The organism is Halomonas sp. EF61 (assembly GCF_040147045.1).
Classification (GTDB): Bacteria; Pseudomonadota; Gammaproteobacteria; order Pseudomonadales; family Halomonadaceae; genus Halomonas; species Halomonas litopenaei.
In genome coordinates, this window is sequence record NZ_JAMSHM010000001.1 from 900,484 (window position 1) to 914,520 (window position 14,037).

The following is a 14,037-nucleotide window of genomic DNA, read 5'->3' on the forward strand; positions in this document are numbered from 1 at the left end:
GTGTCATGGTTCCTCGGGCGTATAGCGTCCGCCGCGCTGGCGATAGGCCTGGCGGCTGAACAGCACCTGGTGGTCGACGTCTTCGAGGCCATGGCGCTGGATCAGCGCACGGATCTGGGCCTCGACACGCACTCGCCGGACGCCGTGGATCATGCAGAACAGGTTGTAGGGCCAGCCGAGGCGACGCACCCGCTGGTAGCACAGGGTGACCTCGGGCTCAGCGGCCAGACGCCGGCCTACCTCGTCGACGCGATCATCGGGCAGGTTCCACACCACCATGGCGTTGGCGGCGAGGCCCAGGCGGCGATGGCGGACCACCAGGCCGAAGCGTTTGATGAAACCGCTGTGCTGCCAGTGCCCGATCCAGGTACGGACCTCCTCGACGCTCAGGCCGGTCTGCTCGGCCAGCACCTTGAACGGCTCAGGCACCAGCGGCAGCCCTTCTTCCAGACAGGCCCTGAGTCTGATCAGACGGCGATCCTGAGCCTGCAGCGGGCTCGCCGGACGGCGCTCAGCGGTGGACGTGACGGCCTCGATCATGCTTCCTCCAGCTCCGCCCAGGGCAGGGCGAAGGCCAGGTCGATGTGATAGCTCTGGACCATGGGCAGACGCAGCAACGGGGTGGCCAGTTCGGCCTCCAGCCGCGTCAGGCGCAGTTCCAGGCTGGTGCTGTCCGGCGCCGTCACCACGAACCACAGGTTGTAGCGGTGCTCGCGCCAGTAGTTGTGGTTGACCCCGGGGCAGGCGTTGATGATCTGTGCCACCGCCTCCCGGCGATGGTCCGGCACGGCCACCGCCACCAGCTCGCTGGCGCCGGCCTGGCGGTGATCGAACACCGCGCCGACACGGCCCACCACGCCCAGGTCACACAGACGCTGCAGGCGCTCGATCAACGCCTGTTCATCCAGTCCGAGCTCTTCGGCCATGGCCGCAAAGGGACGCTCGACCAACGGCAGCGATCGCTGATAGCGATCGATCAGACGCCGGTCGATGCGGTCCAGGTCGTCGACCACCTTGTCGGTTGCCATGGCCATCTCCCGAAAAGCGAAAAATTGGGGCGGGCCGCCCGTGCGAGCGGCCCGCGAGGACGTCAGTAGACGTCGTGCTGGGTGTTGTAGACGTTGAACTTGCCGGTCGGCGTGACCAGTCGCTCGTCCTTGATCACCGCTTCCAGCTGCAGCGTCTCGTCGTCGACCACCACCAGCGCGGAAGACTGATCGGCGGTGTTCCACACCGAGAACCAGACCTCGTCACCGGCACGGTTGTACTCCGGCTGTACCACCCGCTTGGGCCCTTCGCCGAGATCCGCCCAGTCGGCGATCGGCAGCACCTGGAAGCCCTCTTCCAGGTCGTTGACGTCATACACGGCAACGCTCTGGCTGATGGCCTCGTCGGGGTTCAGCGCGGTGTCCACGTAGAGGTGCTCGGACTCGGGGTGGGTCTTGATAAACAGCGAGCCGCCACCCTGACCTTCCAGGGTGCGCACCACCGTCCAGGCCTGGTCCGGATGACCTTCCGGGTCGGTACCGATCAGCGAGATGGTGTTGTCGCCCAGATGGCTGGTGGCCCACACCGGCCCGAACTCGGGGTCGACGAAGTTGGCGCCACGTCCCGGGTGCGGGGTCTTGCCCACGTCGATGATCGCCTCGAGCTCACGCTCCTTGGCATCGATGACGACGATCTGGTTGGACTGGTTGGCGGCGGTCATGAAGTAGCGACCGCTGCTGTCCCAGCCACCGTCGTGCAGGAAGCGGGAGGTGTCGATCTCGACGCTGGACAGGGCGTCCAGGTTCTCGTAGTTGACCAGACGGACCTTGCCGGTTTCCTTGACGTTGACGATGAACTCCGGGTGCTGATGGGACGCCACGATAGCCGCCACGCGGGGCTCCGGATGGTACTCCTGGGTGCCCACCGTCATGCCGCGGGTGCTGACGATCTTCTTCGGCTCCAGGGTCTCGCCGTCCATGATCACGAACTGCGGCGGCCAGTAGGTGCCGGCGACCGCGTAGGTGTCCTCGTAGCCCTCGAACTTGGAGGTCTCCACCGAACGCGCCTCGAGACCCACCTTGATCTCGGCCACGGTGGTCGGCTCTTCCATCCACAGGTCGATCATGTCGACCTTGGCGTCGCGACCGATGACGAACAGGTAGCGCCCGGAAGCGGACATCCGCGAGATGTGCACCGCGTAACCGGTATCGATGATCTTGACGATCTCCTTGCTGTCGCCGTCGATCAGGGCGATCTGGCCGGCGTCACGCAGGGTCACCGAGAACAGGTTCTCCAGATTCAGGTCGTTCAACTGCTCGGTGGGGCGATCTTCCGGCGCCACGAACACGGTCCAGCTGTCCTTCATGTCGGCAAGGCCGAACTCCGGGGGTACCGGTGGCTCATGCATGACGTAGTTCGCCATCATCTCGATCTCGTCATCGGTCAGCTGGCCGGAGGTACCCCAGTTGGGCATGCCCGCCGGTGAGCCGTAGGTGATGAAGGTCTTGAGATAGTCCATGCCGCGTTCACGGGTGATATCGGTGGTCAGCGGCTTGCCGGTGGCCCCCTTGCGCAGCACGCCATGACAGCCGGCACAGCGTTCGAAGTAGATCTCCTTGGCGTGATCGAACTCTTCCCGCGTCATCGCAGGGGCGCCCTCTTCATCGGGCATCATCACCGCCGCCGGGTCGACGCCGGACGGATTGCTCTGGTAGGCCGCCTCTTCCGGAGACAGGTTCTTCTCGGCGCCATGGGCGCTTCCCAGGCCTGCAATCACGATGGCTATCGCTGCGGCAAGGGGCTTGAGAGTCGTGACGCTTCTGGTCATCTTTTCACCTCGAGTCATGATCCACGTGTCTTTCATCCTGTCGCCAATGTCGTGCCACAAGATGAAAATGTCGCCAGGTTTTCCGCTTTCTCTTGAGCGAGTTATTTCCCTTGGTACGGCAATCCCTTCCCTGGATAAGCGACACATTTTCCTTCCAGATGAAGGCCGCGAAGACGCCCGCTCTCTTCGCGTTTGCCCTGCCTACCATGGAAGCGCGCATTCCCGACGATTTCACTGGGTCTCTTGCCGACTCTTGACCCCTATCAACAATCACTCCTCCGCGCACCAGCAGAAATTTTTCCCCTTTAATTTCTTAAGCTTAATGACCAAATAAGACTTTCGGAGCTACCTCGAAAGGAGCATTTCAGTACTTTTTGATCAAGACGTTGACGCGCATCATCCAATGGCTCCAGCCGCTATCGACAGCAGGACGAAACTCGACTACTGCTTGCCACTTCAAGAAACACCAATACCTTCGGGATAAAACGACGACCCATATCAATAAATATTTTCGATGAATCAAGGACACTGTCGGGTCCTACAGGGACCTTCGCCGGGGGACACTTGTCGATGGCAACACCTATTTCCCAGCACCCTTTCGGGCGCCATGCGTGCTCAGTGCTCGCGCCACGATGGCGTGCCGCCCTCGCCTGCCTTCTGCTGATGGGAGCATGGGCTGCCGATACATCGGCGACGCCCGCGCCCAGCGCCTCGGCGACACACAAGACCAGCGCCTCGTCGATACACAAGACCAGCGCTGCGACAGATACCAACGGCGCAGCAGTGGACCCGGAGGCGCTCGGCAACCTGCTCCTTCAGGACTGCGGTTCCTGTCACGGCATGACCCTCAAGGGGGGGCTCGGCCCTGCTCTCACCCAGGAGCGTCTGGCGGTCTACGACGTCGACACCCTGACCACCATCATCCTCGAAGGCCTGCCCGGCACCGCCATGCCGCCCTGGCGCGATCTGCTGAGCGCCGAAGAGGCCCGCTGGATCGCCGAGACGCTCAAGCACACCGACGCTCAGGAGCTCCCATGAGGCACCGTTCTGCATTGCCCCATCCCCCCGCCGCCAAGGGTCTTCGGCGCTTTCACGCCCCGGGCTTCGTGCTTGGCCTGGCACTGGCCTGCGGCCTGATCGCCTGGGGCCAGAGCCCGCACGGCTCAGCCGCCGTTGCCCACAGCACCGACGCCGGCGCACCGGAGGCCAGCTGTGCCAACCTCGCCACCGGCGGACTCGGGGTCGTGGTCGAACGCGCCGATGGACGCCTGGCCCTGGTCGACCGCCGCCAGCATCGCGTGATCACTCGTGTCGAGGGACTGGGCGATCTGTCCCACGCTTCGGTGAAGTTCTCCAGCGACGAGCGCTTCGCCTATGTGTTCGGCCGCGACGGCGGTCTGACCAAGGTGGATCTGGTGTGCGCCACCATCGACGCCAGGGTGCTGCAGTCCGGCAACAGCATCGGCGGGGCCATCTCCCAGGACGGCCGCATCATCGCGGTGGCCAACTACGAGCCGGGCGGCGTGAAGCTGTTCGACGCCGACAGCCTTGAGCTGTTGGCCGAGGTACCGGCGCGCTACACCCAAGATGACGGCAGTCAGGCGCTGTCCAAGGTGGTCGGTCTGGTCGACGCCCCGGGCAACCGCTTCGTCTACAGCCTGTGGGACGCCAACGAGATCCAGGTGCTCGACGCCTCGATGCTCATCGCGGACGAACAGGGCTCGAATGAGCTTCCTCCTGTCACCCGCTTTTCCGATATCGGCGAGAAGCCCTACGACGCCCTGATCGATCCCATCGGGCGCTTCTACGTGGCCGGCCTGTTCGGCGAGGACCACCTGGCGCGGCTCGATCTGTGGCACCCGGAGAACGGGGTCGAGCCGGTCCTGTCCGGCTATCGCCAGGGCGACGACAAGCTGCCGGTGTACAAGATGCCCCACCTGGAGGGCTGGACCATCGCCAACGACCACGCCTGGTGGCCGGCGGTGGGTCGCCACGAGGTGCTGATGGCGAACCTCGACGACTGGCGCCTGGAGCGACGGATTGCGGTGCACGGGCAGCCGGTGTTCGTGATGAGCCGGCCGGACCAGCGCCAGCTGTGGGTCAACTTCGCCCACCCCGACAACGATGTGGTCCAGGTCATCGACAGCGAAAGCGGCGAGATCATCCGCACCCTGACCCCCGGCCAGGCGGTACTGCACATGGAGTTCAGCCCGCGCGGCGAGGAGGTCTGGATCTCGGCGCGGGACTCCGACCAGGTGGTGGTCTACGACACCGCCACCTTCGCGCGCCTGGCGACCCTGGAGGCCGAGTCGCCCAGTGGCATCTTCTTCACCGATCGAGCCCATCGCATCGGCCTGTAGGCCGCGGGAGAACGCCATGCACCCTGCTTCGCTGGAAACTCGCCAGACGCAATCACAACAGACAACCGTCGTCACGACGCCTTCCGGGCAGCGCAAGGTGCTGCTGCTCTACGCCCTGATGCTGGGCAGCGTCATGGCGGTGGTGACCGCCCCGCTCAGTGCGCTTGTCGCTCATCTTTGGCTGGCCATCAGAAGACCCACCGATGCGGTGCTGGTGAGCCACCTGCGCTTTCAGCTGGCGACCTTCTGGTACGGCGTGCTGGCCGGGGCGATCGGCCTTGGCCTGTGGGGGCTGATCGGCCACATCGACCTGCCGGGGCTCACCGGCTGGGCCTACGGCTATTTGGGCTTCACCCTGGCACTCATCTGGATGGTGGGACGCTGCGCCCTGGGTATCCGCCGGCTGTTGCACCACCTGCCCGTCCCGCGCCCCCTGTCCCCGCTGCTGGGTGGCTGCCGCGTGCGCTTTACGGACAGCGACCGGTGAACCTCGATCGCGGCGCTTCTGGCATGCCGGGTTCTGGCGTTCCAGGCTCTGACTTACCGGGCTCTGACTTACCGGGCTCTGACTTACCGGGCTCTGACGTACCGGATTCTGACTTACCGGGCTCTGACGTACCGGGCTCTCACTTACCGGGCTCTGGCTTGCCCAATCCTGGCTGGGGGCCGCTGTCGGGCCTGCCGGGCAACCCACTGATCTGGGTGCTGATCATCAGTGAACTGCTGGTGTTTGCCGCCTTCTTTGGCGTCTTTGCCTGGCAGCGGGTACTCGACCCCGTGGGCTTTCTCGCCGGGCAACGCCATCTCGAGCCGCTGCTGGGTGGGCTCAATACCCTGGTGCTGCTGACCAGTGGCCTTGCCGCGGCGATGGCGGTCACGCAGTCCCAGTGTCCACCCCACGCCCTGCGCGAGCGCCGGATACGCCAGTGGCTGGCGCTGGCCGCGGCACTGGGTGCGGCCTTCTGCCTGATCAAGGCCGTCGAGTATCACCTCGAGTTCTTCACCGGCCCACTGCCGGACAGCGGCAACTTCTTCACCTTCTACATCGGCCTGACCGGCTTTCACGCCGCCCACGTCATCTTTGGCCTGTGCCTGCTGGGCGTCGCGATATGGCGCCCGCGAGCGGACACCGTGGAGACCGTCTGCGCCTTCTGGCACATGGTCGATCTGATCTGGGTACTGCTGTATCCCCTGCTCTATCTGGTGCGGTGACGACAATGCATGACACGGATACTCAGCGCAGACGCCTGTGGCGCACCTGGGCCCTGTTGATGGGCATGACCCTCATCGCCATGGCCAGCGGCGCGCTGCATCGCGGCCCGCTGGCGCTCTGGGCCCTGGCGCTGGTGCTCGTTGCCAGCCTGGTCAAGGCGCAACAGATTCTCTCCATCTACCTCAACCTGCGTATTGCCCCTGCCTCCTGGCGAGGGGGACTCTTGGTACTGGTCGGGGCGATGGGGCTTGGGCTGGCGGCTGCGGGACTGCTGCCTCGCTGGATCGAGGCTTCTGGTGCGACCGCCATCCCGGCCTCGATCCACAGCACCACAACGAATAACACCACTGATCGACGCAGCGATAGACACACTGAACGACACTTCGAACGACACAACGAACGACACAACGAACGACAGGCACAGGAGCCCAGATGAACAAGGCCGTGGAAATCGACATGACCTTCGAGGAAGACCCCGGCGAGACCATTCGCCTGGTGGCGGTGGTCAACGACCGAGGCGACCTGACCTCGACTCAGGTCTACGGCTTCGCCCGCGACCGCGCGGAAGAGGAACTGGTGACCTACCCCTTCGTGCTGGATCGAGCGGGCGATGATCACTACCAGATCCGCTGGGGCTACGGCGACTGCACCGAGAGTGCGCTGAACTTCTCATCCCCCGCCGTGGCCCTTGGCCAGCGCGTCTATCGCGTCGACACCTACCGCACCGGCAGCGCCCGTTTCTGCTACGAGATCACCGGCATCAACGACCTGGTGCGCTGAACGGCTCGCGACTGACGGCCAACGGCGAGCAACCGACCACTCAGCCCCGCAGCGCCCAGCGTTCGAGCCGGCGCCAGAGCCGCAGGGTGAGCCAGACCGCAAGGGGCACCAGCGCCATCAGCACGATGCCCCAGTCACGGTGATGGATCAGCCAGGCCAGCGGCGTGAACAGTATCAGCGCCGCAAGGCCGGCGGTGGCGAGCGCCAGCCGCTGGCGCCAGCGAGTCTGTGACGAAGACATGACGTTCATTGGGCCACCAGCTGTCGGTAGATGCCCGGCAGCGCCAGGGCGAGATGCTCCGGGCGCGGCACGATAGCGTAGCCCCCTCGACCGAAGATGCGGCCAAGATAGCGACTGGCCTCGCGATCGATGGTCACCCCGAATACCCGCACGTCTTCTCGCGCCGCCTCGCGCACCGCGTGGCGGGTGTCCTCGATGGCGTAGCGCCCCTCGTAGTAGTCGGTGTCGTTGGGCTTGCCGTCGGTCAGCACCAGCAGCAGCCGATGTCTTCTGGGGTGTTGGCCCAGCTCCCTGGCCAGGTGGCGAATGGCCGGTCCCATGCGGGTGTAATGCCCCGGCGTCAGCGCCGAAATGCGTCGTTCCACCCGCTCGCCCATGGCCTCGTCGAAGGCCTTCAACTGCCTGACCCAGACCCGATGCCGACGCTGGGAGGTAAAGCTGTGGATGCTGACGTCGTCACCGCAGCCGGCGATGCCGTGGCCCAGTACCATCAGTGCTTCCTGGGCCACGTCGAGCACGCGGCGACTTTCCAGCCAGGCATCGGTGGACAGCGACACGTCGATCAGGATGGACACCGCCAGATCACGCCCCTGGGGCCTGGCGTCGACGAACAGGCGGTCGCTGACCTGACCGCCGGCGGCCAGGTCGCAGCGACTGCGGACCAGGGCGTCCAGGTCCAGCTCGTCACCGTCCGCCTGGCCCCGCAGCCACTCTCGCCGAGGCCTCAGGGCCTCGAACTGTCGGCGCACCCGGCGTACCCGCCGCGTCGCCGCCTCGTCGCCCTGCCAGGGCTCGCCCTCCTCGATGGCAGGTTCGGCGATCACCCGGCAGTGGGCCGGCAACAGCCGGCTCTTGCGGTAGTTCCACTCAGGATAGAGGTGCTCGGCGCTGGAACCGGCGGCCAGCGACTCGCCACAGGCGGCGTCGGGCGCCAGGTCCAGCGACATCTTCAGGCGTGAGGCGGCCCGTCGCCGGTTGCGGCTCAAGGTGATCTCGTCGATCTGGTCGGCCGCCTCGCGCGCGGCGTCTTCCTCCTCGTCATCCAGGTGGCGGTTGACGTTGACCATCTCCGCCCAGGACAGCATCTTTTCCGAGGCATTGAGCATCAGCGGGTCGTCTCGCTCGGCCTGATCCTGATAGCGGCGCTCGGCCTTGCGCCGGGCACCTTCCACCTCGGCGGCCTGGGGCGGAGCCTTCTCTTCGTCCTCGTCCTCGTCATCCTCATCGGTCGACCTCGAGACGCACTCGAGCGTCGACGCCTCGCCCCATAGCGGCACCAGCAGAAAGGGCCGATACCCCCGTGGCGCGCGCACCGACGGGCGCCCTTGGTCATCCGCCGCCTGCAGCCAGGACCACCACTGGCGCGCGTCGCCTTCGGGACTGTCTTGCGTCTGGGCCTCGCTATCGAAGGATCGGTCATCGCCCAGCAGGCGCCGGACCAGTGTCTCTACCGCAGCTTCTTGCGGAGGCAGGCCGCGGCGCCGAGGACGCACGGCGAGCAGCGCCTGGCACAGCCGGGCATGGCGCCGGACGAAGCCGGGATAGCGCGCAAGCGTCACCTCGGTTGAGCGCCGGGCCTCGGCCAGGCGCACCAGATCCTGTTCGAGTGGATCGTCGCAACGCGCCACGGGACGGCGCTCGGCCAGCGACATGGCCAGCCAGCGATAGAGATCGCGATTAAGCTCAACCTCAGGCAGCAGCGCCAGTCGCTGCGGCAGCAGCAGGTGCTCGTCGTCACGCCGCGAGACCTCCAGCGCCTCCTCATCGAAGCCCAGGCGCTGACGCAGTGACAGGCGATGGCGCGAGGCGCGCTTGCCGATCGCATCCAGGGTGACGCCGGGGTCTCCGCCGCTGGCACGAAACAGCACCCCCAGCGAGCGCGACACCTCATCGAGGGTCACCGCCGCCTCGGGATACTCCGGGTAGCTGGCGGCGCGTGAGGCCCAGCGGTGCCAGTGACGGCCGACGAACTCCTCGACCTCGAGAAACTCCAGCATGGTGGTGGCTATCCGAAGGTGGCGGTGACGACGTCCTCGATGCCCTTGAGCACGTCGGGATCGTCACTGAGTGGCTCGAGCAGGGCCGCCCGGGCGGCGTCGAGCACCGGCATGCCGGCCTGGATCAGGCTGGCGCAATAGATCAGCAGGCGAGTGGACACCCCCTCTTCCAGGTCCTGGCCCTTCATCGCACGCAGGCGTGCCGCCAGGTTGACCAGGGCCTCGCAGCGCCCACGCGAAAGGCCGCTTTCATGGGCGACGATGTCGACCTCTGTGTCGGCATCGGGGAAGTCCAGCGAGATCGCCACGAAGCGCTGGCGGGTGCTCGGCTTCAAGGTCTTGAGAATGTGCTGATAGCCAGGGTTGTAGGACACCACCAGCATGAAGTCGTCCGGCGCTTCGAGTCGCTCGCCGGTGCGTTCCAGCGGCAGCAGACGACGATCGTCGGTCAGCGGGTGCAGCACCACGGTCACGTCCTTGCGCGCCTCCACCACCTCGTCGAGGTAGCAGATGCCGCCTTCGCGCACGGCCCGGGTCAGGGGGCCGTCGGACCAGGCGGTATCACCGCCCTTCAACAGATAGCGTCCGGTCAGATCGGAGGCGGTCAGGTCGTCGTGGCAGGCCACGGTGTGCAACGGCAGCCCGAGACGTGCCGCCATATGGCGCACGAAACGGGTCTTGCCGCAGCCCGTCGGCCCCTTCAGCAGCAGCGGCAGGCGCTGGCGGTAGGCGTGCTCGAACAGCGCGACCTCCTGGCCGGTCGGCTGGTAGAAGGGGATGTCGTCACGCACAGGGTCCTGGTGCAAGGCGCACCGAGACAGGGTTGCTTGGGTCATGAACAGGGTCCTCGAGACCATCGAGGCCGCCTGACGGCGGCCTCGATCGGGTTCAGCTGGCGGACATCGCCGGCTGGCCAGAGGCCGACCGACGGGCCGGACCGAACAGCGCGTAGAGCAGCAGCACCGCGCCCACCGTCACCGCGATGCCGGTGCCCAGGCGCATGGTGTAGAACAGGCCGAGCTGGTCCTGCACCTCCATGTAGTTCATCCCCAGCACCCGCTGCAGATGGGTCTGCACCGCACCGGCAAAGGTCAGGGTGAAGGTCATGAAGCACATGGCCGAGGTCAGGATCCAGAAGCCCCACATGTTGAGCACCTGGTTGAACGGCTGGCTCCGACGCAGCTGCGGCATGGCGTAGGTGATCACGCCGAGGATCAGCATCACGTAGGCACCGTAGAACGCCAGGTGGCCATGGGCGGCGGTGACCTGGGTGCCGTGAGAGTAGTAGTTGATGAACGACAGGGTGTGCATGAAGCCCCACACGCCGGCGCCGAAGAAGGCGACCGTCGGGCAGCCCATGGTCCACAGCATCGCGGCCTTGTTGGGGTGGTTGCGCGACCCCTTCCAGAACATCACGAAGGCGAACACCACCATGGCGAAGAACGGAATCACCTCAAGGGTAGAGAAGATGCTGCCGATGGCCTGCCAGTAGCCCGGCGTACCGATCCAGTAGTAGTGGTGGCCGGTGCCCAGCAGCCCGGAGAACAGCGACAGGCCGACGATGACGTAGAGCCACTTCTCGATCACTTCGCGGTCGACGCCGGACATCTTGATCAGCAGGTAGCCGAGCAGCGACGCCATGATCAGCTCCCACACGCCTTCCACCCAGAGGTGAACGACCCACCACCAGTAGACCTTGTCTACCGCCAGGTTGCCGGGGTTGTAGAAGGCGAACAGCCAGAATACCGCCGCCAGCCACAGGCCCAGCATCAGCACCAGGTTGATGGTGGTCTTGCGGCCCTTGAGCAGGGTCATGCTGGTGTTGTAGAGGAAGATCAGGAAGGACACCGTGATCAGCACCTTGACGAAGAAGGGCTGCTCGAGGAATTCACGTCCCTCATGGATGCCAAGCTGATAGCACACCAGGGCGGCGACCCCGGCCACCACAAAGATGCCCAGCTGCAGGTAGGCCAGCATCGGGCTATGAATCTCCCGTTCGGCCTCTTCCGGCATCAGGTAGTAGGTGCAGCCCATGAAGCCGATCAATAGCCACACGATCAGCAGATTGGTATGGCTGACGCGGATAATGTTGAAAGGCATCAACTGCGCCAGGAAGTCTGGAAAAACGTAGACCAGCGCCGCCATGATGCCAAACACCAGCTGAAGGGCAAAAAGCCCCATCGCCACCAGGAAGAAGGCGTAGGCCACCTTCTGTGTTTCATATTTCATTTTTCATGTTCCTCCACGGTTTCCCCTCACGCGACGCGTACGCCATTGCGATCTTGTCGATATGTCACACGAACCCACCGACCTATCCCGATACGTGGGGCGGCCAGTTCTGATCATCGATAGCGTCGGTCCACTCGAGGAAATCGATCAGCGAGGTCATTTCCTCGTCGCTCAGATCGAACTGCGGCATCTTGCGCCGCCCTGGTACGGCCAGCGGCTGAGCGCGCATCCAGGCCGCCAGTCCCGCCCTTGCCGCCTCGGGGTTTTCGCGCCCGTGATAGCGGGTCCAGACATTGGACAGTTCAGGCGCAAAATAGGCCCCCTCACCCATGATGCTGTGACAGTTGATACACATGTTCTTTTCCCACACATGCTTGCCTTCGCGTACCGAATCGGTCAGCGGAAGTGCGCTGGTGGACTCCGTCACGATGTACCAGTGACTGTGAGCAGTCAGCGCTACAAAGATCAGGAAAAAGAACAGTGAGCCCCCGTAGAAGATGTTGCGTGCTGCGGATTTTGTCAGACCCTCGGCCATGACCACGTCTCCTCATTGTTTGGCCCATGGTGCCGGAGAGTCAGACCTCCCTGGCCCCGTTGACCATTGTATTGAGGAGCGCTCTTCTATACCTGAGTTAAACACTCGGAATATGACATGCATCACCAAAATTCTTGATTGATTCGCCCCATCAACCACTTAAACATTCGCCGGGACTATCGGCGATAAACGATGAAATTGACGAGACAAGATGACGACAATATCGCCACTGACAGGAGAAAAAACCAACGCCATTGAGGTAAATCAATGCATTGCAATAAAGAGGCTATACCAGCCAGGACAGGACGCTGTGTCGGTGCGCGGCGCCAAGCATATAGACGAAGATCAGCAGCGCCAGGCAGGCCGACAGCGCCCGCGTTCGGACGCTGGCACCTCGTCGAAGCGCCAGACTGCCGAAGCCGACATAGGCCAGCAGGGCGGTCAGCTTGGCCGCCAGCCATGGCGTCTGGTGAGGCCACTGGGTGGTGAGCACCATCAGCGACAGCCCCGCCGCCAGCAGCAGGGTATCGAGCAGATGGGGCAGCACACGCACCCAGGGGCGCTTTAGCCAGGAAGAGCCGGTCACTGACCACAGCGCGCGCAGGGCAAAGAGGGCACCGCTGACCAGCGCCAGCGACACATGCAGGGACTTGAGGGTGAGGTAGAGCGGTAACATCTGAGCCTAGCCGTCCTGACCGTCGACACGCGGACTGCCGAGAATCGGCACATAGTGGGTCAGAAAGATGGCGTAGCCGAGACACCACAGGAGGATGCTCAGGCTGTAGACCCAGTGGGTGATCGAGGGCCACAGCGCCAGCACCAGCGAGCGCGACAGTCCCGCCGCCACCAGCAGGCCGAGAGCCACGCCGATGCCCGGCAGACAGCGCATGGGACGGCCGGTATGGCCCAGCGACACCCGCGACATCATCGACAGCATCATGGTGCCCATGGCACCCACGGTGATGGCGTGGACACCCAGCTCAGCCCGGCCGACGCCCCACAGCCCCAGGGCCCACAGCAAAAGCCCCAGCGGCACGAAGGCGTAGCTCAGGTGAAGGCTCCACAGCAGGGGTTCACGTCCGGTGGCACGGCCTTGCCAGCGTATCAGGCGCAGCGGGTGGGCCAGCGCCGCCGCCAGCAGCGCCAGCGCCAGTACGCTGTCGGGCAGACCGCCCCCCAGGGTGCGCGTAAGCTGCAGCACCACCGCCAGCGCCAGGCTGCCGAGCGCCAGCCCCTCGAGCCAGGGCAGCGCCGGGCGGCGCTTCAGGCCCAGCCGGTTGGCGGTGAACATCGGGATCACCCGACCGCCCAGCACCCCCATGATCAGCGTTACCAGCAGCACCGCCAGGTAGGACGACTGGCGCACCAGCTCAGGGTCACCCTGGAGCACGCCCAGATGGCTGCCCAGGTTGGCACCGGCGAGGATCGCCAGCACCGGCACGAAGATCAGGTTGCGCCAGCGCTTCGCCCGGATCACCATCACCGCCATCACGGCGCAGACGATCAGCAGAAAGCCGACGTCCAGCGCCATCACCAGCGCCTGGGGCAAGACGGGAAAGGCCAGCCCCAGCCTGGCCGCCAGCCACAGTGCGACGAGCCCCAGCAGCGGGGCGCCATGGAGCCCCCTGAGGCCGGTCCAGGTCTGCACCGCGGTCAGCAAGAACCCCGACACCACCGCCCCCACCACCCCGAACAGCATCTCGTGCTGGTGCCACCACAGCATGCCCGCCCGGGGCGACAGCACGAAGATGCCGTGCCAGAAAGCGAGCCACACCAGCAGGGCCACCACGCTGAAGGCCGCCGCCAGCAGGAAGAAGGGACGAAAGGCGAGGCGCGCAAGAGGCAGACGAGCGGCGACGGATGACAT

General features: G+C 65.1%; 16 protein-coding genes. 6 read left to right on the top strand and 10 right to left on the bottom strand.

The features are described from left to right. Positions 1-3: 3 nt before the first annotated feature. The 3 genes from ahbB to NFI08_RS03985 form a co-directional block, all read right to left on the bottom strand. Positions 4-540 (bottom strand): siroheme decarboxylase subunit beta, encoded by a 537-nt coding sequence (ahbB, locus tag NFI08_RS03975; protein WP_162816424.1) that lies wholly within the window; start codon positions 538-540, stop codon positions 4-6. After that, entirely contained in the window at positions 537-1,028 is a 492-nt protein-coding gene (locus NFI08_RS03980; RefSeq protein ID WP_045993516.1) for an Lrp/AsnC family transcriptional regulator, read from the bottom strand. Before NFI08_RS03980 ends, ahbB begins: the two co-directional genes overlap by 4 nt. 62 nt (positions 1,029-1,090) lie before the next feature. Next, positions 1,091-2,815, bottom strand: a complete 1,725-nt coding sequence (locus NFI08_RS03985; RefSeq protein ID WP_349587371.1) for a cytochrome D1 domain-containing protein — start codon at positions 2,813-2,815, stop codon at positions 1,091-1,093. 663 nt (positions 2,816-3,478) lie between these two features. Here NFI08_RS03985 and NFI08_RS03990 point away from each other — a divergent pair. From NFI08_RS03990 to NFI08_RS04015, 6 genes are all read left to right on the top strand, one after another. Next, entirely contained in the window at positions 3,479-3,853 is a 375-nt protein-coding gene (locus NFI08_RS03990; protein ID WP_349587374.1) for a c-type cytochrome, read from the top strand. After that, positions 3,850-5,175, top strand: a complete 1,326-nt coding sequence (locus tag NFI08_RS03995; RefSeq protein ID WP_349587377.1) for a cytochrome D1 domain-containing protein — start codon at positions 3,850-3,852, stop codon at positions 5,173-5,175. Before NFI08_RS03990 ends, NFI08_RS03995 begins: the two co-directional genes overlap by 4 nt. 16 nt (positions 5,176-5,191) lie before the next feature. Beyond that, the gene (locus NFI08_RS04000; protein ID WP_287163952.1) at positions 5,192-5,662 is read left to right on the top strand and encodes a hypothetical protein; all 471 of its coding nucleotides are present in this window, start codon (positions 5,192-5,194) and stop codon (positions 5,660-5,662) included. Positions 5,663-5,820: 158 nt separating this feature from the next. Next, positions 5,821-6,387 carry a cytochrome c oxidase subunit 3 gene (locus NFI08_RS04005; protein ID WP_287163950.1) on the top strand — a complete coding sequence of 189 codons (567 nt, stop codon included), beginning with the start codon at positions 5,821-5,823 and terminating at the stop codon, positions 6,385-6,387. Between the two features lie 5 nt (positions 6,388-6,392). Further along, entirely contained in the window at positions 6,393-6,824 is a 432-nt protein-coding gene (locus NFI08_RS04010; RefSeq protein WP_349587382.1) for a hypothetical protein, read from the top strand. Then, positions 6,821-7,168 (top strand): hypothetical protein, encoded by a 348-nt coding sequence (locus NFI08_RS04015; protein WP_108132124.1) that lies wholly within the window; start codon positions 6,821-6,823, stop codon positions 7,166-7,168. The genes NFI08_RS04010 and NFI08_RS04015 overlap by 4 nt, the downstream gene beginning before the upstream one ends. A gap of 40 nt (positions 7,169-7,208) precedes the next feature. Here NFI08_RS04015 and NFI08_RS04020 read toward each other — a convergent pair whose 3' ends face one another. The 7 genes from NFI08_RS04020 to NFI08_RS04050 all read right to left on the bottom strand — a co-directional run bounded on the left by NFI08_RS04020 (position 7,209) and on the right by NFI08_RS04050 (position 14,037). Then, positions 7,209-7,409, bottom strand: coding sequence for a hypothetical protein (locus tag NFI08_RS04020; protein WP_108132212.1), 201 nt, complete (start codon positions 7,407-7,409; stop codon positions 7,209-7,211). A gap of 5 nt (positions 7,410-7,414) precedes the next feature. Continuing rightward, positions 7,415-9,406: a nitric oxide reductase activation protein NorD gene (locus NFI08_RS04025; RefSeq protein ID WP_349587387.1), complete on the bottom strand. Its 1,992-nt coding sequence runs from the start codon at positions 9,404-9,406 to the stop codon at positions 7,415-7,417. An 8-nt stretch (positions 9,407-9,414) separates the two neighbouring features. Beyond that, a complete protein-coding gene (locus NFI08_RS04030) occupies positions 9,415-10,242 on the bottom strand; it encodes a CbbQ/NirQ/NorQ/GpvN family protein (protein ID WP_108448720.1) in 828 nt (275 codons plus the stop codon). 52 nt (positions 10,243-10,294) lie between these two features. Continuing rightward, positions 10,295-11,635 (bottom strand): cbb3-type cytochrome c oxidase subunit I, encoded by a 1,341-nt coding sequence (locus NFI08_RS04035; protein WP_108132122.1) that lies wholly within the window; start codon positions 11,633-11,635, stop codon positions 10,295-10,297. An 82-nt stretch (positions 11,636-11,717) separates the two neighbouring features. After that, entirely contained in the window at positions 11,718-12,170 is a 453-nt protein-coding gene (locus tag NFI08_RS04040; RefSeq protein ID WP_045993522.1) for a c-type cytochrome, read from the bottom strand. Positions 12,171-12,456: 286 nt separating this feature from the next. Beyond that, on the bottom strand, positions 12,457-12,846 hold the full coding sequence (locus NFI08_RS04045) for a SirB2 family protein (protein WP_349587392.1): 390 nt from the start codon (positions 12,844-12,846) through the stop codon (positions 12,457-12,459). A gap of 6 nt (positions 12,847-12,852) precedes the next feature. Further along, positions 12,853-14,037: an NnrS family protein gene (locus NFI08_RS04050; protein ID WP_349587395.1), complete on the bottom strand. Its 1,185-nt coding sequence runs from the start codon at positions 14,035-14,037 to the stop codon at positions 12,853-12,855.

Excerpts from the sequence above, each read along its gene's own strand:
- NFI08_RS04050 (WP_349587395.1), bottom strand. The coding sequence starts at position 14,037 with ATGTCATCCGTCGCCGCTCGTCTGCCTCTTGCGCGCCTCGCCTTTCGT.
- NFI08_RS03995 (WP_349587377.1), top strand. The coding sequence starts at position 3,850 with ATGAGGCACCGTTCTGCATTGCCCCATCCCCCCGCCGCCAAGGGTCTT.
- NFI08_RS04040 (WP_045993522.1), bottom strand. The coding sequence starts at position 12,170 with ATGGCCGAGGGTCTGACAAAATCCGCAGCACGCAACATCTTCTACGGG.
- NFI08_RS04015 (WP_108132124.1), top strand. The coding sequence starts at position 6,821 with ATGAACAAGGCCGTGGAAATCGACATGACCTTCGAGGAAGACCCCGGC.
- NFI08_RS04000 (WP_287163952.1), top strand. The coding sequence starts at position 5,192 with ATGCACCCTGCTTCGCTGGAAACTCGCCAGACGCAATCACAACAGACA.
- NFI08_RS03980 (WP_045993516.1), bottom strand. The coding sequence starts at position 1,028 with ATGGCAACCGACAAGGTGGTCGACGACCTGGACCGCATCGACCGGCGT.
- NFI08_RS04030 (WP_108448720.1), bottom strand. The coding sequence starts at position 10,242 with ATGACCCAAGCAACCCTGTCTCGGTGCGCCTTGCACCAGGACCCTGTG.
- NFI08_RS04045 (WP_349587392.1), bottom strand. The coding sequence starts at position 12,846 with ATGTTACCGCTCTACCTCACCCTCAAGTCCCTGCATGTGTCGCTGGCG.
- ahbB (WP_162816424.1), bottom strand. The coding sequence starts at position 540 with ATGATCGAGGCCGTCACGTCCACCGCTGAGCGCCGTCCGGCGAGCCCG.
- NFI08_RS04020 (WP_108132212.1), bottom strand. The coding sequence starts at position 7,409 with ATGTCTTCGTCACAGACTCGCTGGCGCCAGCGGCTGGCGCTCGCCACC.
- NFI08_RS03985 (WP_349587371.1), bottom strand. The coding sequence starts at position 2,815 with ATGACCAGAAGCGTCACGACTCTCAAGCCCCTTGCCGCAGCGATAGCC.
- NFI08_RS04035 (WP_108132122.1), bottom strand. The coding sequence starts at position 11,635 with ATGAAATATGAAACACAGAAGGTGGCCTACGCCTTCTTCCTGGTGGCG.
- NFI08_RS04010 (WP_349587382.1), top strand. The coding sequence starts at position 6,393 with ATGCATGACACGGATACTCAGCGCAGACGCCTGTGGCGCACCTGGGCC.
- NFI08_RS04025 (WP_349587387.1), bottom strand. The coding sequence starts at position 9,406 with ATGCTGGAGTTTCTCGAGGTCGAGGAGTTCGTCGGCCGTCACTGGCAC.
- NFI08_RS03990 (WP_349587374.1), top strand. The coding sequence starts at position 3,479 with ATGGGAGCATGGGCTGCCGATACATCGGCGACGCCCGCGCCCAGCGCC.